The 23,203-nt window shown below is 48.2% G+C and carries 10 protein-coding genes; 1 reads left to right on the plus strand and 9 read right to left on the minus strand.

The window, feature by feature from the left end:
- Positions 1-7: 7 nt before the first annotated feature.
- The 8 genes from FN815_RS05285 to FN815_RS05320 all read right to left on the minus strand — a co-directional run bounded on the left by FN815_RS05285 (position 8) and on the right by FN815_RS05320 (position 17,028).
- A complete protein-coding gene (locus FN815_RS05285; RefSeq protein ID WP_142453571.1) occupies positions 8-2,848 on the minus strand; it encodes a helix-turn-helix and ligand-binding sensor domain-containing protein in 2,841 nt (946 codons plus the stop codon).
- Positions 2,849-3,216: 368 nt separating this feature from the next.
- The gene (locus tag FN815_RS05290) at positions 3,217-3,738 is read right to left on the minus strand and encodes a DinB family protein (RefSeq protein ID WP_142453572.1); all 522 of its coding nucleotides are present in this window, start codon (positions 3,736-3,738) and stop codon (positions 3,217-3,219) included.
- 1,512 nt (positions 3,739-5,250) lie between these two features.
- Complete coding sequence (gene bglX, locus FN815_RS05295) at positions 5,251-7,488, minus strand: beta-glucosidase BglX (protein ID WP_142453573.1); 2,238 nt, start codon at positions 7,486-7,488, stop codon at positions 5,251-5,253.
- A gap of 48 nt (positions 7,489-7,536) precedes the next feature.
- Entirely contained in the window at positions 7,537-9,528 is a 1,992-nt protein-coding gene (locus tag FN815_RS05300; protein WP_142453619.1) for a glucoamylase family protein, read from the minus strand.
- A gap of 124 nt (positions 9,529-9,652) precedes the next feature.
- Positions 9,653-10,918, minus strand: a complete 1,266-nt coding sequence (locus FN815_RS05305; protein ID WP_142453574.1) for an Ig-like domain-containing protein — start codon at positions 10,916-10,918, stop codon at positions 9,653-9,655.
- A gap of 46 nt (positions 10,919-10,964) precedes the next feature.
- Positions 10,965-12,443, minus strand: a complete 1,479-nt coding sequence (locus FN815_RS05310) for a RagB/SusD family nutrient uptake outer membrane protein (protein ID WP_185957174.1) — start codon at positions 12,441-12,443, stop codon at positions 10,965-10,967.
- Between the two features lie 10 nt (positions 12,444-12,453).
- The gene (locus FN815_RS05315) at positions 12,454-15,528 is read right to left on the minus strand and encodes a SusC/RagA family TonB-linked outer membrane protein (protein ID WP_142453576.1); all 3,075 of its coding nucleotides are present in this window, start codon (positions 15,526-15,528) and stop codon (positions 12,454-12,456) included.
- A gap of 18 nt (positions 15,529-15,546) precedes the next feature.
- On the minus strand, positions 15,547-17,028 hold the full coding sequence (locus FN815_RS05320) for a glucoamylase family protein (protein ID WP_221930247.1): 1,482 nt from the start codon (positions 17,026-17,028) through the stop codon (positions 15,547-15,549).
- Positions 17,029-17,588: 560 nt separating this feature from the next.
- Here FN815_RS05320 and FN815_RS05325 point away from each other — a divergent pair.
- Positions 17,589-18,500: an MBL fold metallo-hydrolase gene (locus tag FN815_RS05325; RefSeq protein WP_142453577.1), complete on the plus strand. Its 912-nt coding sequence runs from the start codon at positions 17,589-17,591 to the stop codon at positions 18,498-18,500.
- Between the two features lie 162 nt (positions 18,501-18,662).
- Here the strand turns inward: FN815_RS05325 and FN815_RS05330 are convergent, their stop codons facing one another.
- Positions 18,663-23,201 carry a translocation/assembly module TamB domain-containing protein gene (locus FN815_RS05330; RefSeq protein ID WP_142453578.1) on the minus strand — a complete coding sequence of 1,513 codons (4,539 nt, stop codon included), beginning with the start codon at positions 23,199-23,201 and terminating at the stop codon, positions 18,663-18,665.
- Between the last annotated feature and the right edge of the window lie 2 nt (positions 23,202-23,203).

Here is a 23,203-nt window from a genome sequence, read left to right on the forward strand (position 1 = left end):
AAAGCTCTCAAAACGTCATAATCAATTCAGTAAGGTTGGTATCGGTGGAGAGGTCCAAACGTTTGCGAAGCCGGTAGCGGCGTTCTTCTACGCCCCGAACAGAAATATTCAGCAGCGGAGCAATTTCTTTCGAGGAAAGGTTCATCCGCAAATAAGCACACAAGCGTAAATCACTGGGCGTGAGCTGAGGATAGGTTTCTTTTAAGCGTTTAAAAAAGTCGCCGTGCGCTTCATTATAAAGCTGTTCAAAAATTTCCCACTCATGTTCATCCTCAATGCCATCTTCAATCAGCTTATTTAGTTTTTTGTAGTATTTGTCGGGCAGCTGATCGCCAAGGTCTTCTTTCTGTTTTTCCAGTTCCTGTTGAATGGTATTTAGCAGGTTATTTTTCCGCATCATGGCCATGGTATTGGAGGCCAGTTGAGCTGACCGGTGCTCTATCTTTTCCTGCAGCTTCTCATTGTTTAGTTTGATGATTTTTTTCTCTGCTTTTTCACGATCCCTCACCATCTTTCTATGCTTCTCTTCCAAATCCTTACCTAATTCTTTCCAGCGTTTTCTGGAGATATAAAAACGTCCCATCAGCACTAAACTGATGAACAAAACCACATACAGGATGAACATCTGAGTTGAAGAGTACCAAGGCGGATTGATCGAAAAGGGAAAAGACGCAGTCTCTGTGACAAGTCCATTCGGGCCAATGGATCGTACTGAAAATGTATAACCACCCGGTGGCAGGCGCAGATACCGGGTCTGAGTATCGGTAGTCCAGCTGTTCCACTCCGTTTCCAGCCCTTCCAGTTTGTATTGAAAAAAGGCGCGATTACCCGCTACTTGCGAAGTAGACCAGTTAAACTCCACCGTATTATCACGGTACGAAAGTTCTGTGTCAGGTGCTTTAACCATGGTAATTTCACCCTGAGAGCTGGTTGCCACGGCGGGTTGTATATCAACCGAGGGTACGGGATACTTTGAGCGTTCAACCATATCCATGTTTAGGATGGCAAACCCATCGTCCAGGCAAATAAGGTGTAGGTTTTGATTTAGGGGGATGATTTTTTCATATCCCTCAATCAACTTAAAATCATACATCTGGGGCAACAAACGGTAGCGCAGCTGTATGGAATTGAAATAAATCTCAAACAAATTGATTTCTTCTCCCTTTATCACCCAGTACTGCTCCTGGCCCGCCGGCGATATGTTAGCAACGCTCCCTTTTTCCGTGAAGTACTCATCCAGGCCGGTATAGGGCACAAACTGTTCATCAATGGCATTCCACTGGTACAGCGTATCCCCGATTGAAGTCATAATGCGGGTGTCGAGCTTAAATAATTTATTGGTGCTTTGGGGCAGCCCATAATTGCTTCCCATCTCTGTAACCTGGTCAATCTTATTGAGCTGTATATTGGGCTGGAGACGAAAGAGGCCTTTTACCGTATGCCCCAACCAGATATTTCCCATATGATCAAATTCCAGGAACCGGGCCGGCGACTGAAACCCGGATAGCGGATAGGCCTGTTCCCAGATACCGCTCTCATTTTTTTGATAAGCCACCAAGTCGCTGTAGGTGCTTTGTAACAATAAATCCTGGTTTTCTTTTGGATAGGCTTTCAGGTTGTATCCGCCATGCACCATCCCAATTTTTTGTAGCTGCTTGTTCTCAATTACGTAGGTGCCGTCGTTAAGGCCGCTGTATAATTTTCCATCAAATTCCTTAATGAACCATACCTGACCCTGCGAACCGGGCACCAGCTCCTTATCATAAAAATTGCCGTTTTCATCCTGTTTGAACCAGTAAATGCCTTGGTTGGTGCCGATATACAGCTCGCTATTGAACAGAGCGGCGGCATACACACTGCCAATGTCCTCCAGCTCTTCACGGTAGCTATGCACCGGGGTGTCAAATGCAATGTAGTCCAGCCCCTTGTCCATACCCACCCACAGGTTTTGGAAAGGATCTACTTCCAGTGACAAAATTGTATTGTTTTGAAGGCGATTTTGGGTGTTCAGGTTTTTCAGAAGCTGGAAGTTAAGATCATAAATGTACAGCCCGTTCAAAATAGTCCCGATGATGATCTTATCTTCGGTGCGGATCATGGTGTTGATATTATTACGCACCACTTCTTCCTTGTTCTCGGCCTGCCAGCTGGTAAACGTATCGCCATCATACCTATATAGCCCTTTTGAAGTACCGATAAGAAGCAGGCTGTCGGGCAGGCTTATGACAGATTTCACCTCTTCATCTTGCAGAAAATTGCTGCCTTCAACGGGAATAAACGCATCATCCTGCAGTCGGTACATGGGTCCCTGTATAGCCTGGGTGTATACCTTCCCTCCGGCAGGGTTCAGAAACATCATGGAGCCGGGCGTGGGCAGTCGGTACACGTCTTCGGTTTCGGGGTCATAGCCGTATACCGTCCCAAAGCTGTGGAAATAGACCTTGCCTTGATGTTCTATGATTTTCCAGATTTCATCGTTGTTTAAGTCCGGGTTCTCGAGGCGGGTAGCAAGGGAATGATACCGAAGCTCCCCGGACTCATCCTCTTCCCAAAAACCAAAATCCTCAAATGATCCGGTAAAGATCTTTTCATTAATGTAGGCCACCGAACGGAAGATGGTACGGCCGGGTAATTCATGAAGGCTAAAGTTTGAATTTTCCAGCACCAACAGGCCGTAATTATTGGCCACAAAAATTTGTTGTGAGCCATCGCTGGCAATATCCCAGTTTTGATTGCCGGCTCGTGATTCATTCACCCGGTAATTGCTAACCTGATAGCTAACCTGAGCTATACCGGTTGAAAAATCTGCGACCAAAGCTACCAGTAAAAAGGCCAAAAAACGGCGCATTGGCTGAACTCCACTCCACTAAATGGTTGTACTTGTTTTCTGCCCGGGAAAGATAACAAATTAAAGCTTGTGTGCTTATTGGGCGCCCCATTTATTTATACTACCTCAATGAACCAGCAAACAGATAACTTACACCTAAAAACATGAAGAGGTATGGGCCGGAGATAACACACATTCTGGAGAAAATCACGGATAATATTTTGAAACATGATCGAAGGATGGAAGCATTTTCAGGATTTCCTATGCATCATTCCGCCTGCAAATCTCCACCCAATGGATAAAAGTAGCATGGTTGTTGGCCGAGGCTGGGTTGAGGAACAGTACATATTTAAGTTGAGCAAAACTGTACCCGTTTTAGCTATTCTATTTTACTCACTCCAGGGTGGCGTCACATTGTTCATCCGGGCATACGCTATGGACTGTCCTACATGCTCGCTTGTATGATTTAGAATGAACATGAGTACACCTTCACCATTAGTCGTTCTGCCAAACAGTTCCACCTGTTCAGATAGTTTCTCCGCAGGCAAATCTTTCACAGCCGCCGACACAAAGCTAATAGATTCAGCCAGTGCTTCTACAATTTCATCTTTCTCAGTCAATGAACCGATAGCTTCCACATCAACGCCTTCGGGGGCTGATATGCCAAGCGAGTTTAGCATCATATAATTGGCTTGCACAATATGTGTGTACACTTCCCCAACGGATCGAACATCCTCTTCCGGCCGCCAGGAATACGTATCCGCCGGCATCGTTTCAGCTAACTCTAAAATTCGTGATGCATAGTTGAACTGCCCCTCAAACAGAGTCTTCATCTCATCCTGTGCCTGTAGTGGAACGGCTATCAGGGCAATCAAAAACATGCTTACAAAGAACGTGCTTACTTTTTTCATGGTAGTTTCATTTTGTTGATAGGTATGATGAACAGAGAATATGGTGAACTACCCGTTGATTTTCAAAGATTGAAGCGAATAAATCACAGCTTATGAAAGCTGAGGGTCACTTTAGTATAACATCCGCAAGTTTTGGTTTGCTACAAAAGCTCGAAACTGTGAAAGGTAATGGAACACAGATAGAGGGGACGATCTCGGTTCATATTTCGAACCTTGATTTTAGGGATTGAAGGGTTACCGTGATTTCTTAGGTGTCGACCCCGAACGGGGTCAAATGTGGGTAGCCGCGGGAAATGATTGATGAGAGGCTGGAGGAGATTGAGGCGTATTATGATTGAAAATTGCAGATTAAAGATTGAAGATTTTTCAGATACTCGTTTTAGCCCAACTGCTTAATTGCAGCTTCCGTTTTTAACTGTGATGGGTGTGATGATGTTGATCCACCTTGGTAATCAATAAGCTACTATCACAGCATATCAAACAAATCACAGATATCACAGTTTATCTTGCGATTCCTACAATTCATTTGTTTAAGACGTAGGACGGATAGATTTATCCGTCCATGTTGGCAGCTGTGCTCACCAATTGTCGGGCAAATCTGCCCGACCTACGAATCTTTGGCAAAAACAGGCCGGCTTTCTCGGAGAATTCATGGAAAATCGGTTGCCGGAAATCAATCATCCATTCCTTGACACCATTACCCACCCCTTAATCCCTTCCCCGGAGGGGAACTCTTTTGCGATAGCTGAAACAGTTTCACCTGTCCGAATGGGAAAAAAGTTGGAGCCGAACTGTCCATCATACAAATCCCAAACATCACAGTTAATGCCACTAAGATTCAACCAAAAAATCCCATAGGGATGGCCGAATATAACCACGGAGTTCACTCCGTGGTAGAAGTGAATTGGGAAAGAAGTCCCGTGGGGACGGCCCGAAAATAGGACCACCACAAATCTCCAAGGTTTTAAAAACCTTGGAGGTTTCGATGAATCCATATATTTCAATAATAAAACTATTAGTGATCTTTTCAGTCTTTAGCGAAGCGGAGACTGGAAAGTAAAGGCTATTACGAGTCTCCAGACTCGTGTGCTAAAGAAAGGCCATTTGTTGAAATAAGTCAGGAGACTTACAGTGCTTAAACTCTTTAAGTCACCGCTCGAATGACAAGAGGGTCTTGGCTACTTTTTTGCCTCGCTAAAGACTTAAGAGATCCCGGGAATGATAAGTTTTTAGTGGACAGATATGTTACCCTCACAATACATCATAATAATTTTATCACTTGGATTATACTAACTACCAAGAATATCACCACAGCGTCCCCTTGCCCTGCGGCAATGCCAATGATAAAATAGTTTGATTCTACTCGCCGGAGGGAAAGGGACAGGGTTAGGGTCCTGTTGAACTGAGCAATTTGTTTTATCGATAGGCTTCCTGCACAATGCTACTTAGATGAACCTATACAACAAATTTTACACGGCTCAGGCGAGCCGTGCTATATTTTATAGAAATACCTCACTCCTCAAGCACAAACTCTGCGGATTGCGTGTCGCGGGAATTCCCTCCTACAAATACCACAAACTCCCCCGGCTCGGAGCCGTAATTCATGCCTTTACGGTAAAATGAAAGATCATCGTTAGTGATGGTGAATTCCACTTTTTCGGAAGCACCAGGTTCCAGCTTTATCTTTTTGAATCCTTTTAATTCCTGAACCGGGCGAGCTACCGAGGCTACTTTATCCTGTATATACAGTTGAACCACTTCTTCGCCGGCATACTCCCCGGTATTGGTCACAGTGACTTCCACCTGCAGACTGTCGGAGGTCTTCATATTTCGGGAAGACAGGGACACCGGGCTGTAATCAAAAGTGGTGTAGCTGAGGCCGTGCCCAAATACGTACAGCGGCTCGTTGGGAGAATCCAGGTATTTGGAAGTGTATTTGTTATCCGCATCAAATGGACGGCCGGTGCTCTTCATATCGTAATGGATGGGAATTTGCCCCACGCTGCGCGGAAAGGTAACCGGAAGTTTTCCGGAGGGGTTGTAGTCGCCAAACAGCACGTCGGCAATGGCATCGCCGGCGGTGGTGCCCAGGTACCAGGTTTCCAGGATGGCGGGAATGTTCTCATCCAGCCAATTGATGGTTAGAGGGCGGCCGTTCATGAGCACTGCGGCTGTAGGCTTGCCTATTTTATGGATTTCTTGAGCCAGTTCTTCCTGCACGCCGGGCAGACTGATGTCGGTACGGCTGGCTGCTTCGCCGCTCATCCAGTAGGCTTCGCCCAGGGCCAGTATCACAAAATCAGCCTGACGGGCGGCAGCAATAGCTTCAGCAAAACCTTCACGGCTGTCGCCTTCAATATCGGCGCCTTTGGCGTGTATAAAATCCACCTCCGGCATATTGTTTTTCAAGCCTTCCAGTAAACTCACCGATTTTGCCCAGTCGCCGGCGGCCGACCAGCTGCCGATCATATCCCGTTGGTTGTCGCCCATTGGCCCAATCACAGCTACCGTTTCTACGGATTTACTGATGGGCAGCGTTTGGTTATCGTTTTTCAAAAGCACCATAGCACTGCGGGCCATTTCCCGGGCCGTTTCTATATTCTCCGGCTTCATGATTTCAGCTTTCTGCCGCTCTTCCGAACTGTAGCGGTAAGGATCATCAAATAAACCCAGCTGAAACTTAACGCGCAGAATATTCGCCACGGCCTCATCAATCTGGGCCTCGCTGATGCGGTCCTGTTCCACCAAATCCGCCAGCGTTTCCTGGTAAAAACCGTCCTGCATACTCATGTCCACACCGGCATCCAGGGCCAGCTCGCTGGCATGTGCTGCATCTTTGGCTACCCGGTGGTGCAGCAACTCCATGATGGCGGTATAGTCGGTCACCACAAAACCGTCAAAACCCCATTCATCCCGCAAAATATCCTTAAACAAGTACTCATTGGCGGTGGCGGGGATGCCGTTCAAATCATTAAAAGCTGTCATAACAGAGACTGCGCCGGCATCAATGGCTGCTTTAAACGGCGGCAGATAGACCTCACGTAGCTCCCGGTCCGACATATCCACACTGTGATAATCGCGTCCGGCTTTAGCGGCTCCGTAGCCCACAAAGTGTTTTACGGTGGCTGCTACTGTTTCCAGCTCTGAGAGGTCATCTCCCTGAAAGCCTCGTACTTTAGCAGCAGCTATTTTAGATCCCAAGTAAGTGTCTTCTCCGGCTCCCTCCACGATTCGTCCCCAGCGCGGATCGCGGGAAATATCCACCATAGGAGCAAAGGTCCAGTGGAGGCCTTCGGCGGCCGCTTCACGGGCAGCGACCTCTGCGGTTTTTTGCATCATATCAATATCCCAGCTGGAGGCTTCGGCCAGGGGCACCGGAAAGATGGTTCGGTGTCCGTGCACCACATCATATCCAAACAACAGCGGGATACCGAGGCGACTTTCTTCCACCGCCATCCGTTGCAGCTCGCGGGTGTATTCGGCGCCATAGGCATTAAAAATAGCCCCCACCCGGCCTTTCTTTATATCCGATTTGTATTCCGAACGCAGGAATGCTCCCGTCTGGTCCATATCGCTGGTAAACAAGGTCATTTGCCCTATTTTTTCCTCCAGCGTCATCATCGCTAACACCGAATCTGCTTTTTGGGCAATGCGCTCTTCTTCAGAATCTCCGGGGGACGGACTGGTACAAGCACCGGCAATCAACATTATCAGGCTTAGGCTAAATAGAACTACACTTCTTTTTTTCATGACAATTAAGCTTTTTTTGGTCTTTAAAAATATCTTGTTGAACGGTTGCTAATCAGAGCTAAAACCCAATTCGTCCAGAGCGTCCTCTATTTCAGGCGCTTTCATAAACAGGTCCCACAATAAACCGGAGCGGTGGTTTTCAATCATTATAATAATGGGACCCTGGTCGATGGCCAGGTACGAGTTGGCCCACCAGGTTTCGGTGGGGTTGAAGGCATCGTGGAAACCGTATTCACCCCACAGCTTATCGCCCAGCACGTAGTAAAAGTGGCGGATGGCATCCATGGATTCTTCCGGAGTGTAAGGCAATGACGAAACTGCCGCCGTAGGGGTGATGGTTCCGTTGTCGCGGGTGGGCTCATGCGCTTGGTATCCAAAGGGATTGTCGCTGGCGGTGAGGCCCCAACTGTCGGCGCTGTAGCCCACATAGCTGTTTGGATTCCGGATACTGTGCTCGTGGTTTATGAGGGTATGATTTCTGTTTTGCTGCCAGTAATCCGCATAGGTATCGGACAGGTTGCGGGGATCTAATCCCAAAAATGAGTAGTGCGCAAAAAAGAGCGGCCCGCCATAATCGTAGCCCACCGGCAGGTTGATTCCATAAAATTCCTGCCCGTTCTCGATAGCACCGGAGGAAGCCCAGCCTTCGTGATAAACCTCAGGCTCAATTCCGTGAGTTTCAGAAGCAGCCGCCAGCACATACACAATCAGCGCCTCATTATATCCTTTGATCGGCATATTCATCCGCCATTCGTGCTCGGGCGACCAGTGCCAGTACAGCACATTTTGTCCGCCCCGGGTGTACCAGTCCCATTCAATGGTATCAAGCAACCCGTCAATGCGATTGATCAGTTCCGTTTCATTGGGGGCCTCTTGTTTCAGGTATTCGCGAACGGTGATAAGTCCCTGGGCCATAAAAGCTGTTTCCACCAGGTCGCCGCCATCGTCGTAGGTGCTGAAGGCCACGGCATCGCCGGTTGCGCCGTTCATCCAGTGGGCCCAGGCTCCGTGAAAACGATCAGCTTTTTGCAGGAAATCCGTGATTTTATCCAGCCGCTCAACACCTTGTTGTTGGGTGATAAAGCCCCGGTGTATGCCCACCAGGATCGCCATCAACCCAAAACCGCTGCCGCCGGTGGTTACAATATCGCCGGAGGTGTTACGCTCGCGCGACAAGCCGCTTACGGGGTGGGCAAAATCCCAGAAATACCCGAAAGTGGCTTCCTGAATGTTGGTGAGCAACTGCTCGTCCGAAATCTCGGGGAATTTGTACTCAGGATTGAGCCCGGTTTGAAAAGTGGCCTGGTAACCTTCAAAAGCAGCTCCGGCAGCGGAAGTGAGGTTGCCGCTGATGCTGACGGTATAATGCCGGTAGTAATCCGCGGCTTCATTGTTTGTGATGGTAACCCGCAGGCTGTCTTCGGATAGCTGAATTTGATTAGGTACGGTCGGGCTCACACTGATGTAAGACTGGAAATCTTGCGGGTTCAGCGGTTCTGAAAAGGTGAAGGAAAGTTCAATGTTATCGTAAGCTACTTCACGAAGCACCTGCCGCTCAGACAACTCTTCACCATTTGCCGTTGCCGAGGTGAGCATAACTTCGCCCTGTTTGGTTTCAAAAGAGTAGCTCACGCCGGGGAATTCCCCGCCTTCAGCAGATTGGATGTTTTCGGTGATGTCCAGCCGGTAGGCCGTCTTTCGTTTCAAGGAGTGTACAGGGGTAGCGGTAATGGTCCGTTGTTCATCTTCAAAAGAGAACTCCAACTCCACAGGTGCACCCGATTCCTGTTCGGCAATAAGTACGTTATTGGGTACTGCAGCCGTATCCACCGGGGCTGAAAATTCAACCCGGAATACTGCCATAATAGAAATTTCGTTATTAGCCTGGCTGGCCGATAAGGTCTTGCCGTCGGCTTGCACCTTCAGTAATTGGAACGTGCCCGGTTGCTGTCCCGGACTGTTATCCTTACAGCCTGCAAGAATCAACAGGGTTAACAATGCCCGTATAAAATGTTTAAAGAGAGAAAATCTGTGATACATCAAAAGTGAGTGCTACTTGTTCTCAGGTAATAAATGCCCGGTATGAAATGGTAAATAATGGGAGAGAGGTGCAGGCACCGTCCCTCCCATTTACTACTGTTTGCTACTATGCTACTGATACGGCCTATTCTTCAGACTCATACATCAGCCGGATTTCTGTTTCCGTAAGCACTTTGTGATAGATTTTTATGTCATCTAACTGACCTTTGAAATGGTTTGCTCCCGGGAAGTCGTAACCGCCCCAGGGCTCTTGATCCCACATGGTGCCGGCGCGGGAATGGATAAATCCAAAGGCCAGCTCATTTACTACATCTGGCTCATTCCCGGCATAGGTCATGCCGCTAACGGTGCGTTTGGCATCGCCTTCAGGCCACAGGTCAAAGTCGAAGCTTTTCATAATTTCGCCGTCGTAATACAGTATTCCTTTACGTTCGGCGCCATTAAAGGTGTAGGTTACGTGCAGCCAGTTGTCTTTAAGTTTGGCCTGCATTTCTTCCACACTCAGGCTGCGGGCGTAATCCCATCCCTGCCATCCGCCGCTGTTGGCATCGGTTGCTTCGGCGGGGAACCACATGTCTTCGGCAGCAGAGCCTTCGGCATGCTCATACTGGATGGCAAATTTAGCTCCGTCGTAATTGCCGAAGATCTCAAACTGCAGCCCCATGTGTGCGCCTAACCCCATTACAAAATGTCCGGCAGGATTGCCGTCTGCATTCATGTGATCGGAGTTAGCTTTCACCCAAAAACTGATGGTGAAGTCATCGGTAGTAATCAAGTCGTCACCGTTGGGAATTTCGATGATGCTGGTGTTGCCATTGAAGGTAGCGGCTTGTCCGGCAGCGGAATTCCGGCTGGCGGTATACTCGATATCTACCACGCCATTTGCAGTGGGATTATATGAACCCGCCTGGTCGTCGGCGGTGCCTTCAAAGGTCCAGTTAGCAATCATACCCGGAGGGCTGAATGTGCCGGTGGTAGTGAAAGTACGTGAGGTTTGGGCCAGCGGCTGATCGTCGGAATTAAGTAAACCTGCAGTCAGGTTCAGCTGATACAGGGCACCGGTTCCCAAATCAATTTCCGGGTCGATGGTTAAGGTGGCTCCTTCCACTGAAATATCAATGGGGATCATGGAATCATCATAATCCTGTACCAGGGTGATGTTGGCTGAAGTAGCCGTCTCTGCCTTGATATCGGAATTAAAAGTGACTTCAATGGTTGCGTCCACAGCCACATCTTCGGGAGAGGTAGCCGCGTTCAGGTCAGCACCTCCTACCGTCATGGATTCTATGTTTAGTTCTTTCGGGCCGCTGTCGTTACCGCAGGCCTGGAACAACACAGCCACCATGGCAAGAGCTGCTATCAGGGTTAGTAGTGAGTTTTTAGATTTCATAGCGATTGGATTTAGGTTGGATTGTTTCAATTAAAAACCGGGGTGATTACCATTCTTCGTTTTGAGTGAGTGTACCTTGTGAGAGATCGATTTCGCTTTGCGGGATTGGCAGTACTTCATGTTTGCCTTCAGTAAAACCAAGCGGACCCAGTACGTCCGGGGCTTCCCCGGTGCGAACCAAGTCCCAGAACCGATGCCCTTCCAAAGCCAGTTCTACCCTTCTCTCATGCAGAATAATGTCGCGAAGGGCGTCTTTGTTTGTCTCAGTGATATCGGGGAGGATAGAAGCATTTCCCTGCCGTGCACGCTCACGTACCTGGTTCAGGTAAATGAGAGCAGCCACGGGCTGGTTGTTTTCATTCAGGGCTTCGGCAGCCATCAGCAGCACATCGGCATATCGGATGAGGCGCCGGTTGTGGCCAAATTGGGTATTAGTGGAGGTGCCGGGAATCCACACCTTGCGGTTATAGCTTTCAATCTGGATTACATTACCCTGCTCGTCGGTCATCTCGTCTGGAGTGCTGCTATCGCCGAGAATTTCGATGCCGTCAATCACATCACCCAGCTCAATAATGGTTCCGCTCTCCCGGGGATCGCCTTCAGCAAAGGCTTCCCGCAAATCAATAGATGGACGGTTAAAGCCCCATCCGCGGTTTGGAGTACCTCTTACGCCTTGGGTGTTGGCATACTGGTTGCCTTCCACGCTGCCCGTGGCTACCGCGCCAATTTCAAATACGGATTCTATCCCGTGTTCCCCATCTTGTCCGTTGGCATCTACGAACTCAGGTTCCAGACCATATTCGCCGGAGTCAATCACATCCATTGCGTAGCTCTCGGCCTGTGCAAAATCACCCCGGAATAAATACACACGGGCCAAAAGTGCCTGGGCTGCACCGCGTGTCGCCCGGCCGAGGTCATCACCGCCGTATTCACTTTTTGGAGGCAGGGTTTCAGCTGCGAATTCCAGGTCTGCAATAATTTGGGCAAAAGTATCATCTCTTGAAGCTCTTGGAACCTGCAATTCCGGTTCTGGTGAGGTGACCAGCGGTACGCCACCAAAAGCACGTACCAAATCAAAGTAGTACAGCCCCCGCAGAAAGCGCGCTTCGGCGAGGTAGCGGTTCTTCAGGTTTTCATTCATTTCAATAGTTGGTACTTCCTGCACCACAATATTGGCGCGCCGGATGCCTTCATACAGCACGTTCCACCAGCGATCTAACCCGTCCTGCGTAGGCGAATGGGTGAAGTCATCATACGGACCAACGGTATTGGCGGCATCATCGGGACTACTGCCTTTGTGGGCATCATCCGACATAATATCCAGGATGGGAAAACCGCCGCTGTGGTAGTGCCAGTCGCGCAAGGTGGCGTACACGGCATTGGTGGATTGCAAGGCATCCGCTGCGGTAGTGGGATAGGCCTCTTGCGTGAGCTCACTTTGGGGATTTACGCTCAGAAAATCCTCGCAGCCCCAAAGCAGGAACGTTAACAGTACAATGGAAAGAATATTCTTGATGTTCTTCATGGGTCTGTCTTTAAAATGTTGTGTTGAATCCGAGATAAACGACGCGCGGGATAGGATATATCCCCGTATCAATACCGTTTGAAAGCACATCTCCGCTGCCAATTTCCGGGGTGTAGCCGGTGTATTTGGTCCACGTGAACAGGTTGGTTCCTTTCATATACACACGGGCGCGGCTCAGGCCTAATTTTTCTGTGAGATTAACCGGAAGGCTGTAGCCGATCACCAGGCTTCGAAGCCTCAGGTACGAGCCATCCTGAATAAAGCGATCGGAAGGCAGATAGTTATAGCCGCCATAAGAAGGCCGGGGTTCGGAATTGCTGGTGCCCTCGCCGGTCCAGCGATCCCACACATGGGCCTCAAAGTTGTAGGGATCGGGGCGGACTACGTTTTTGCCGTTAAAGATTTCGTTGCCATATTGCCCCTGCAGGCCTACCGACATATCCCAGTTTTTGTAATTCAGGTCAACAGAAAAGCCGTACACAAAATCCGGGATGGGCGAGCCGATAAAGGTCCGGTCATCGCCATTAATTTCACCGTCGCCATTTATATCTTTAAAGCGCAGATCGCCAACACCCGCCTGCGACATACTTGGGTAGCTGTCCAGTTCCGACTGATTTTGGAAGATGCCATCGGTTTTATATCCATAAAAAGCTCCAATCGGCTGACCTACGGTGGATCGCGTCACGGTTTGCCCATTGGCCAGTCCGCCGCCAATCAGTACCGAGTCGATACCGGCATTCCCACCAATAGCCTGTACTTCGTTATGGATAGTGTTACCCACTACATTTACGGCATAGCCCAGTTCGCCAAAGTTATCTTCCCAGCCCAGGCTAAATTCAATCCCGCGATTAAGCACGGAGGCGGCGTTGTAGCGAACCCGTTCGCCCTGTCCGTTTCCGAGATGTCCTGGCGTGGAGAGTTCTACCAGGATGTCATCGGTTTCCCGATTATAGAAATCAATTTCACCGGTCAGGCGGCGCTCCCAGAATCCAAACTCCAGCCCGATATCGGTTTGGGTGGTGGTTTCCCAGGTTAGATCGGGATTTCCTGTTTTGCCATAGGTGGCACCGGGATAGGCGGCATCGGGATTGCCAAATACGGCCAGCAAGCCGGCATCCACGCGAGAGAAGCGATCGTAATACGTAATTTTCTCATTCCCGATTTTTCCCCAGCTGGCACGTAGCTTCAGGTTGCTGAGAGTCTCAAACTCCTGCATAAATGATTCCCGGTCTATGTTCCAGCCCAAAGCAAAGGATGGAAAGGTTCCCCAGCGGTTGCCTTCTGCAAATTTGGAGGAGCCATCGCGACGCATAGTTATGGTGGTCATGTACTTGTTATCGTAGGAATACACCACCCGCCCCAGGTACGACAGCATACTGTAATACTGATTGGGATCCACGCCGTTCATGATGGAGGAAAGCATATTGATGTTGTTGGCTTCATCCACGATGTAAGACGGCTCGATATACCAAAAATCTTCTCCGTCACGGATCACATTTTGACCGGAAAGCCTGATTACTTCAGAGCGGGTTTGCTGCATGGTTAGTCCCCCCACAACATTCACCTGGTGCTTGTCAAAATCCGCAATATAGTTCACCGTATTTTCCCACAGCCAGGAATAGTTGATACCTTCTCCCTTAAACAGATCACTGTATTCGTTGTTTTGCTGAGAGGCGGTACCATCCGGGTTGTAGATGGTATAGGCCGGGGTAAAGTTCTTATTTCGGTTCAGAGCGGCATCGGTACCAAAGCTGCTTCGGATTAGGAAATCTTCCGCCACAATTACCTCGCCAAATACGTTACCCACAAAGCGAACCCCGCTATTGTAATTGTTAGAATAGGCGAGATCGGCCAGCGGGTTACCTACATTGTACACCACCCCGAAGCTTCCGTCATCGTAATAGGGTTCTAATAAAGGTTGTGCCCGATAGGCTGAAAAAGTTACCCCGGGAGCCACACGCTGTTTATAAGGGGCAATCGTGAAGTTATTCCCAAATTTAACCTGCTCGTTGATGCGGTAAGTGTTGTTAATTTTCAGGCTCAGCCGCTCATAATTGGATTTGTCAATGATACCGGCCTGTTGATAATACCCCAGGCTTACGTAATAGTCGGAGCGTTCACCGGAACCGCTAATGGATACCTGGTGATTTTGAGTAGGCGCGATATCAAAAATCTGATTTTGCCAGTTAGTGTTGGGCACGGCATCTACATTGTTGTAAGAGCCTGCGCGAATTTCGTTCGCAATGATGGCAAATTGCCGGCCGTTCAAGAGGTCAATTTCTCGCTCCAGTTGTTGAAGACCCGCTTCTGCAGATACAGTTACCACCGGGCCATCTTTAGCGCTGGAGCCGCTTTTGGTCTGAACTAAAACAACTCCATTTGCCCCACGAGAGCCGTAAATAGCGGTAGCCGAGGCGTCTTTCAAGATTTCCATGGATTCGATATCCGCGGGATTCAGAAAAGAAATATCATCCAGAATTACTCCATCCACTACATAAATGGGCGAAGAGTTGTTGAACGTGCCCACGCCACGAATGCGCACGGCCGCAGAAGCACCGGGTGCCCCGGAGGTAGTAGTAATTTGTACGCCACTCACTTTACCCTGAAGTGATTGTTCCGCATTCAGGCTGGTTACATCATCAATATCATCGGCTTGCACACGGCTTACTGACCCCGTTACATCCCGTTTTCGTACGGCGCCATAACCTATCACTACCAGCTCATCCAGCTCGCCCACGTCTGGCTGCATCACTACCGTCACTTCGGTTTGATTGGCAACATCCACTTCCTGTGTTACAAATCCTACAAATGAAAAAACCAGCACCGTTTGGGTAGAATCGAGCCGTATGGTAAACTGTCCCTGTGCATTGGTCGTGGTTCCACGATTGGTATCTTTTACCCGGATGTTTACCCCCGGCAGGGTTTCTTCGGTCTCGGCATCAATGACGGTTCCGGTTACCTGCTGCTGAGCCATGGCATTGGGGGCAAGTAACATCAGGCTGATTAACATAGAAAGCATCCATGCCGACATCCCTGGCGTTCCAAAACTGGTCTTATTTTCTGTGTTCCGATTTTCTGTATTCATGAGTATTCCGTTTATTCGTTACTCGTTAATTTGGTTGCTTGTCTCATCCAGCCATCCGCCGCTGAAGCCGGCCTTATCCAATCCCGACCTGACATATTTATTTTGCTTGAGGGTTTCCCAAATGAGGCCAGACTCCAGGTTCTCCAGTTGAACCAATATGGGGCCCTGGTCAATGCTGATATAATCCGGATTGAACCAGCCGCCTTCCTCTTGGTTATAGCTCAAGTTGAAGGAATCGAGGAAACCGTATTCAGTATATAGCCTGTCGCCGAATTGCTGTTTCATCTCGTATAAAGCTCCCAGCGTTTTTTCCGGGGCAAAGGGAATAGAGCCACCCGCCGCTGTTGGGGTGATGGTGCCGTCGTCTTCAATGTATCCCTCGGCTGCCCCACGGGCGTGATAGGTTCTGAAGCGTACTTCTTTTCCGTTAATCTCGTGGGTTTCGTTGGCAGGGCCATCGCAGGCGGTCAAACCCCAAATATTTTCGCTGTACCCTTCAAATCCACTTGGGTTGGCGACGCAGTAGGCGCGGTTGGCTAAAGTGGCCCGTCGGGAGTTTTCAAAGTAGTCGATGCCTTTTTCGCGCATGTAGGCATCTTTTATGCCCCTGAAGTCCACAAACATATGGGAGTACTGATGCCCAAAAAGCGGACCAAAGTTGACGTGCTCGTATCCGTAAAATTCTTCCCAATCATAGGTGGAAGTCCACACTTCCCAGGAATTGTCGGGAATGGGGTGTTCCGGGGAGCCCAAGCCAAGTATCAAAAGAATCATGGCTTCGTTGTATCCTTTCCATTGTGCTTCAATAAATCCGGATTCAGGGTGCCAGCCCATAGACATGGTTGGGTTGCCGTTCATGGCCCAGTTCCAATCAACCCGTAGATATAAAGAGTCGGCAAGTGCCCGGATTTTGGATTCGGTGGCATTACCGCCATCAAAATAGCTTTGGGCGGTGAGTACGCCGGCCATCAGCAGGCCGGTATCAATGGTAGATAGCTCTACCTGTTTGTAGCGGGTTCCGCTGCCGTAATTCAAAAAATGATAAAACAGGCCTTTGTAACCCGTCACCCCGGAAGCATCTGATCCCTGGGGAGCTTGCCACAGCCATTCCAACGTATTGAGTACCCGTTCGGCGCCTTGTTCCCGCGTAATATAGTTGTTATGAATTCCCACGATGTAGCTCGGCAGGGCAAAGCCGGTTGCGGCCACACTGGTAAAAGTGCGGGAAGGATAGCGGTCATCAGTTTGCCAGGTAGCGGTATCTACTACTTCCCAGAAATAGGTAAAAGTATCTTTCTTGAGATCCTCTGTAAATGAAACCGGCACACCAAAATGTTGACTGCCAGTAGTATCCGTGCCTGACTCTATAGAAGTTTGAGCGGCTTCAGTTTTGTTAGTATCCGTCTTGTTGCACCCGCCTATTATAAAGGCCAATGACAAGAACGCCATGGCTGGCATCATCAAAAATGAAAGAGTTCCGTTTGTGTTATTTCCACTCATGCTGCTTCGGTTTTTTCTATTGACAGGCAAGCGATAAAAATCCCTGATCACTCAGAATTTCCTTTGCTCCAACTGTGCATTTTTATCTTTTCGAAATATGAGTGGAGTCCGTATAGCAAACAAGTCATTTTAACTCAACATGATTACTACAGCTCTAAAAAAGCGCTTTTTTACACTACCACAATACTACGTCACTTTCCAGAAATACATCCTTAGAAGGCTATGAAGGCGGATTGGATTTATAAAACTAAAACTTTATCGATATATGCCGGTTTGTCAGAAGTGCGTGACTTGAAGTTTATTTTTTGAACAGTAAACGTTCTGTCCAGATAGTTTTTTGGAGCTGTTGCTGTTAGAGAAAAAGCTTAAAAAAGTCGAACACCCTTATTACATTTGCTATCAATCATAAACCTTTGTGGGATTGCGTAATGACTGAGTTATGTTATATTCGCGAGCATCTAATCAGCGACATCTGGCAACTTAGGGTTTATGGGGAATGAATAGTCTGAAAATTTTCGTTAATTCCAGCGAATAAATCACTTTAAACAAAGAATGCATCTATGAACCGCCGGGAATTTTTATTGAAATCCACCTTACTGGGAGCAGCGGCAACACTTCCTGTAAGCAAGCTATTAGCTTTTAACCAGGATGATCCTTTTACCACACTGCGCAGAAATGTAGGCACTTTTACCGGCTCTGGCGGAACCATTGGCTGGCTGGTAAATGATGAAGGCATTGTAGTGATTGATTCTCAATTCCCCGATTCGGCCAAAACTTGTGTGACAGGCCTTGAAGAACAATCAGCTGCCCCTTTTGATATATTGATAAACACACATCATCATGGCGATCATACCGGCGGAAATTCTGTACTCAAGGATAAAGTAGAGCATATTGTAGCTCATGATAATGTACCAAGCTTACAGCGAATAACAGCTGAGTCTCGCGGGCAAGAAGTGGTTGACGCACAAGTATATGCCGACACTACCTATCACAAAAGCTGGAAAACTCAGATTGGTGACGAAACCGTCCACTTAAAGCATTACGGACCGGCCCACACCGGTGGAGACAGTGTAGTTTATTTTGAACAAGCCAACGTAATTCATATGGGGGATCTTATCTTTAACCGTGTCCATCCTTTTATCGATTATGGCGGTGGTGCAAGTATCGCTAACTGGATTACTACGCTTGAAAGCGTAACGGAAGAATACCCTGCGGATGCTATCTATATTTTTGGCCATGGCAACCCTAATTTTGGCGTAACCGGCAGCAAGGATGATTTGCTGGTTATGCGTAATTTTCTGTCAGCTTTGCTGGATTACACCCGTGAAGGCATCGAAGCAGGTAAGTCAGTTGATGAATTAGCCAATATAGAAACCTTGGATGGTTTTGAAGATTTTAAAGCTCCTGACTGGCGACTTCCACTAAGTGCAAATATCAAAGTAGCCTATGCAGAACTCACCAAAAACAAATAGCGAGCAGTCCGCAGGCCCTTCCCACAGTTCAATTCAATCAGCAAAACGCCGCTGCCTGTATTGCGGGCAGCAAGCGGAATTGGTTTGGGTGCACGGCCACGGGCAATGCGCCGCCTGCGGCATCAACACCGAAGAATGCTGCCGTGGTGAAGTGTGTAGGTATCAATAATCGTACTGCCAGCGTACGTCAATCCCCTGCCGGCTGTCGTCACCCTGGGTTAGGATTAGATCCAGATTCTTGGTAAGCATGTATTCCAGGATAAATAAAGTTTCAGGTGTACTACCACTTATTTCATTGATGATGGCAAAAAAGGTTTTCTGGTTGAGGTACCAGCCGGTTTTGATAGAAGTACCACCGCCGGAGCCGGACCGCGTGTTATCGATCTGCACTACATCAATTCCCAGCTGCCGCGTAGCAAGGGCTTCAACCTCATCCAGTAGCACATCAACCAATAAATCTGTGGGCGTACTGCCTCCTTGCCCGCTAACTACCTGTTGCCATGATTCCAGCGCGTAGCATGGTTTACTAAATATGGTGTAACAAATAATATCTTGCTGTTCCATGTATGGCTCACTTTCAAAGCGGAATGTAGGATCCTGGGCATCCCCTTCAATGATATAATACAGGATAATGGGGTTGCCCTGTTTCTGTGAGCTTTGCGGGATGTAACTGGTGCGGATATTGAGATCGGGCCGATCAACCGGACCACTGAAGCGGAAAGAAGCCTCTTCCAGCTCAAATAATTTACCCAACGGCCGGGCATAGCCATCTTCTCCATTTAGAGTTCCAAAAAGCTGAAGCTCCTGGTTTCTTGATTTTTGAGCCTCCAGTGAACCATCAAGTTCAATTTCCATATCCAAATAACGGCTGTTACGAACAAAGAAATTCCGTTCAATGGAAAACCTCATATCTATTGCCAATGAATCATAAGGACTGAATGATGAGGTCTCTTCTTCCTCAAGCTCCACCACTTCGACCGACTCCTCTCCGAAATCCTGCAAATAAATAAACCCATTTTTTATCGTAAGGCTACCGGAAGCCTCAGGCTGCATTGGAGTACCGGAGAGCCGGCTGTCAAGATCTATTGTAAGGTTGTAATCAGCAGTGTTCGCTAATTTAAATCGGGTGGCCTTCGCATTAATATTTAAGCTGGATGGAGTGATGCCATTGAGCTCAATATCACCTGTGGCATTAAAATTACCGCTCCCGCTTTTTGCAGATAGTCGATTAAGGCGCATGCCCGATTCAGTAAAAGAAAGATCAGCCCTGATATTTGAGAGCCTGATACCTGCTATGGGGACTGTCACTTCAGAATTGTTTAACCGAAAATAACCGGAAGGAACCAGTTGCTCCGGGGTTCCTGTTATATCAACATCGGCATTTACCATACCTTTAAGGTTCCGCATGTACTGTTTATCCAGGAAATCATTAAATACCGAAATATTAAACTGATCGGTTACCAGATTGAACCGAAGCGTATCATCCGGTTCGGCCATATTCATCTCAAACGTTCTAAAATCAACATACAGGGGTATGTCAGCACTAAGAGTAGCTGCTTTTTGTCCCCTGGCCTGGATTTCTCCGCTGCCCGTGAGCGAAGCTTTTGCATGATGATATCGGAACCGGGCAAAAACCGAATCTACGCTTACCCCAGACAATACCGGTTCATTCAGGTTCAGATCCCCCTCAATATTGGGCTGTCCGGCTGTCCCTTTCAGGCTCCCATCAAAGCTGATCATTCCTGTGGTGTTGGTAATCTCGAAGGCACGCAGAATGTTCTCAAACCGTTTTAGAGAAATAGGATGAATAACGAGTTCCCCATCCACTTTTTCCTGGAAAAATGCATCTCCAAAGGTAGCGGGATCTCCCACTTTAAAAGGAACATCTACATTGCCCATAGCCTTCTCCTCTCCATCCAGATACATAGACAAACGCCCCTTCAAGCGTTCTTCATGCAAATCAAAATTAAGCTGCAAGGTGTCTATGTTCGTTTCCATATAAGCAAGCTGCTCCACTTTAAGCTGACCGCTGCCTTCGTATTTATGGGGACTCGCTGACACCTCAAACCTGCCTGACAGAATACCATCTACGATTCGCTCTTCAAATATTATTTCCTGTATCACACCTATATCAAAATTGTGACCAGAGAGATAGGCCTCCTGACGAACCGAATCCGCAAAAGGAACCGCAAATTCCAGAAAGGTTCCCTCACCATCACTTAATCTTAGGGTATCGGTTCTTACGGCCCCGCTATCATACTGTAGATGAAACGGCTCTGAAAGTGACAGCATCCGTGCCGGTGTCATAAAATTGAATGTGCTCCAGCTTACTTTGGAGTTCAAACTTTCAGTGGCTACCTCATAATCGCCATTTTGCACAATTTCACCACTTTCACCGCCATTCACCCTAAAGCTGAAACTACCCGCCACGGAGTCAGCAGTTGCCTGCCCGCGGGTACCAAAACGAATGTCCTGTAGTTCGGTGCCTGAGAACATGGGAGAGGAAATATTCACATCCGTTTCAAACTCATAAATCTCGGTCAGGGCCACATCGGTATCCCCTAAAATACCACTGGCTCTGAACACATCATCATAATAAATATCCGATAAATTTACCCGGCCATTAAACCGTAGCTCCCCTTCTTCATTGTCGGTGATATTGCCTGTAATTTCTCCTTCAGCATTTAACGCATCCGCTCCCACATAAGGAGCCAAAGGCTGCAGGTTTTTGACATCGAGCCGCAGCGCCAGGTCATTTTCCGGATCGGTACGGTCGAAAAGATTTCGGCGACACGAAAAGGTTCCGTCCACCACATTACTTTGCAGCTCCCCTTCCGGTATCATAAGAAACCCTTCTTGAACGCTCATATCAAAACGCAACAGATCCAAAGCCGTGCCATTCACATAACTTGAGTCCATTAAGAAGCTGGTTTCAAGCTCCATTTTCTCCGGTTCAAAATACCTGCCGTTGCCCGATAGCTGCAGATCGATCCGGCTGGCATATTCTTCTAAACCTGGTAGTTCAGCAAGGTCAAATTCTTTTGTGCGTATTTTGTAGGTATATTCCGGAGCATCCGACATAAATTGACCAAGCGCAGCCTGTAGTTCCACGCGGTTCTCAATCAACTGAACAAAACCATCGGCCTTAATACTGTCACTTGAAATACTACCTTGGATATATACATCTGAAAGTGTTTGCCCGGCCACTGAGGAAGTATCTGCAAAGTTTTGCGGCATCTTATCCACCACCACCGGTTTCTCCCCGTCTATAAAGCGTGGCACATTATTTTTATAGATTATAAACGGCCATTCTTCATTGCTCAGTTCAAACCCCTTTCCTTCCGCCATTACCGAAAAAGTCAGATCACTTTGCAGCTCCGGGTTTTGCGCCCAATGGGCCAGGTTGATACGCTCAAACCCAACAGCCAATCCCCACTCCGGTTTATCACTAAACAATCCATTTATCTCCGTGTAGGTGATCACCACATCTGTCCCGTCATTCGCTTCCACACTGGCCGTCAGCTCCTCGCCGATCAGCGTACCACTTCCGAAAAGCGTTTCAAGCCGGTAATCCTGGTATTGCAGCTGGTTAAAGGTAAAATCCCAGGTGATATCATTGGTTGCAAAGTTTTCGCTAAAACGTCCTTCTGCCGTGGCCTGAAACTCACCAACAAAAGCATCCAGTGAATCGTCCGTGAAATAGGCCACATCCAGTTTTTTTGCATTCACGCCCAATTTATGCAGAACCGGCTGCTCCCGGAATGAGACATCAGCCACCACCTGTAAATCCTCAAAGCCTCTGCTATCGGCCTGCATTTCCACTTGCAGCGCGTCAAAGGTTCCGCTTGCTTTCAGTGTGATATTGAGTTCGTCATCAGGGAGCTTCTGCTGCAGGAAGGGCTGTATATCCGCCAGGGCCAGCGGACTTGTTTTAAGATTGGCACTAAAGGATGAATCCGGTAAGCTGAGCCTTCCATCTGCTCCCAACATAGACCGGGTAGACTCCATAACCAGCTTGTATAAAGTGATGTGTTCGGCATCGTAAGCCCCGGCTGTTTCAACCGCTACTGCGCCGGGCAAGCGGCCCTGCTTCACATCAAAAGAAAGGGAATTGAGTGTAGCTGAAATTTCTCCGTGGTAACTAAATCCCGCATCAGCCTGCAGCTTCTCGATGATCAACGTTGAATCAGGCAGATAGGAAGGAGCTGAAACACTGAGTCCGGAATTATGCAAGCCAATATTTCTTATATCTACCCCAAAAACCGTGGAGCTCTCCCCCGGGGTGGTAGTGTCAGTTTTTACCAATTGCTGTACATTAAACTGCTCGTCATCTGTTTCCCAAACCCATCCGTAGAGGCCGTGAAGCTGCACCTCGCTCACCAAAAAAGAACTGCTCAACAAGCTGGGAATACTGTATTCCAGTTTCAGGCTGTCCGCAGTCAACAAGGTATCGCTTTGCTGGGTGATGGTGATTTGCCTCAGGTTCGCGCTGTTCCATAAGTCTCCATCAAGCTCCCCGATGCTCAGCTCTCCATTTAGGGATTGATTAGCGGTTGATACGATCTTGTCTTTTACAAAACCGTGAACCGGGGCAATCTTGAGTGAAAGGCGCAGCAATCCTATTAACACAACCAGCCCCAACACAAGCCAGCCGACTGCCTTCAGCAATTTAATTCCAATATGTGTGTTCTTTTCACTCATGT

The organism is Gracilimonas mengyeensis (assembly GCF_900182705.1).
Taxonomy (GTDB): Bacteria; Bacteroidota; Rhodothermia; order Balneolales; family Balneolaceae; genus Gracilimonas; species Gracilimonas mengyeensis.

What these genes read in the sequence shown, in the direction of transcription:
- FN815_RS05330 (WP_142453578.1), bottom strand. Translation starts at nt 23,201, where the DNA reads ATGAGTGAAAAGAACACACATATTGGAATTAAATTGCTGAAGGCAGTC.
- FN815_RS05290 (WP_142453572.1), bottom strand. Translation starts at nt 3,738, where the DNA reads ATGAAAAAAGTAAGCACGTTCTTTGTAAGCATGTTTTTGATTGCCCTG.
- FN815_RS05310 (WP_185957174.1), bottom strand. Translation starts at nt 12,443, where the DNA reads ATGAAGAACATCAAGAATATTCTTTCCATTGTACTGTTAACGTTCCTG.
- FN815_RS05305 (WP_142453574.1), bottom strand. Translation starts at nt 10,918, where the DNA reads ATGAAATCTAAAAACTCACTACTAACCCTGATAGCAGCTCTTGCCATG.
- FN815_RS05300 (WP_142453619.1), bottom strand. Translation starts at nt 9,528, where the DNA reads ATGTATCACAGATTTTCTCTCTTTAAACATTTTATACGGGCATTGTTA.
- bglX (WP_142453573.1), bottom strand. Translation starts at nt 7,488, where the DNA reads ATGAAAAAAAGAAGTGTAGTTCTATTTAGCCTAAGCCTGATAATGTTG.
- FN815_RS05285 (WP_142453571.1), bottom strand. Translation starts at nt 2,848, where the DNA reads ATGCGCCGTTTTTTGGCCTTTTTACTGGTAGCTTTGGTCGCAGATTTT.
- FN815_RS05325 (WP_142453577.1), top strand. Translation starts at nt 17,589, where the DNA reads ATGAACCGCCGGGAATTTTTATTGAAATCCACCTTACTGGGAGCAGCG.
- FN815_RS05320 (WP_221930247.1), bottom strand. Translation starts at nt 17,028, where the DNA reads ATGAGTGGAAATAACACAAACGGAACTCTTTCATTTTTGATGATGCCA.
- FN815_RS05315 (WP_142453576.1), bottom strand. Translation starts at nt 15,528, where the DNA reads ATGAATACAGAAAATCGGAACACAGAAAATAAGACCAGTTTTGGAACG.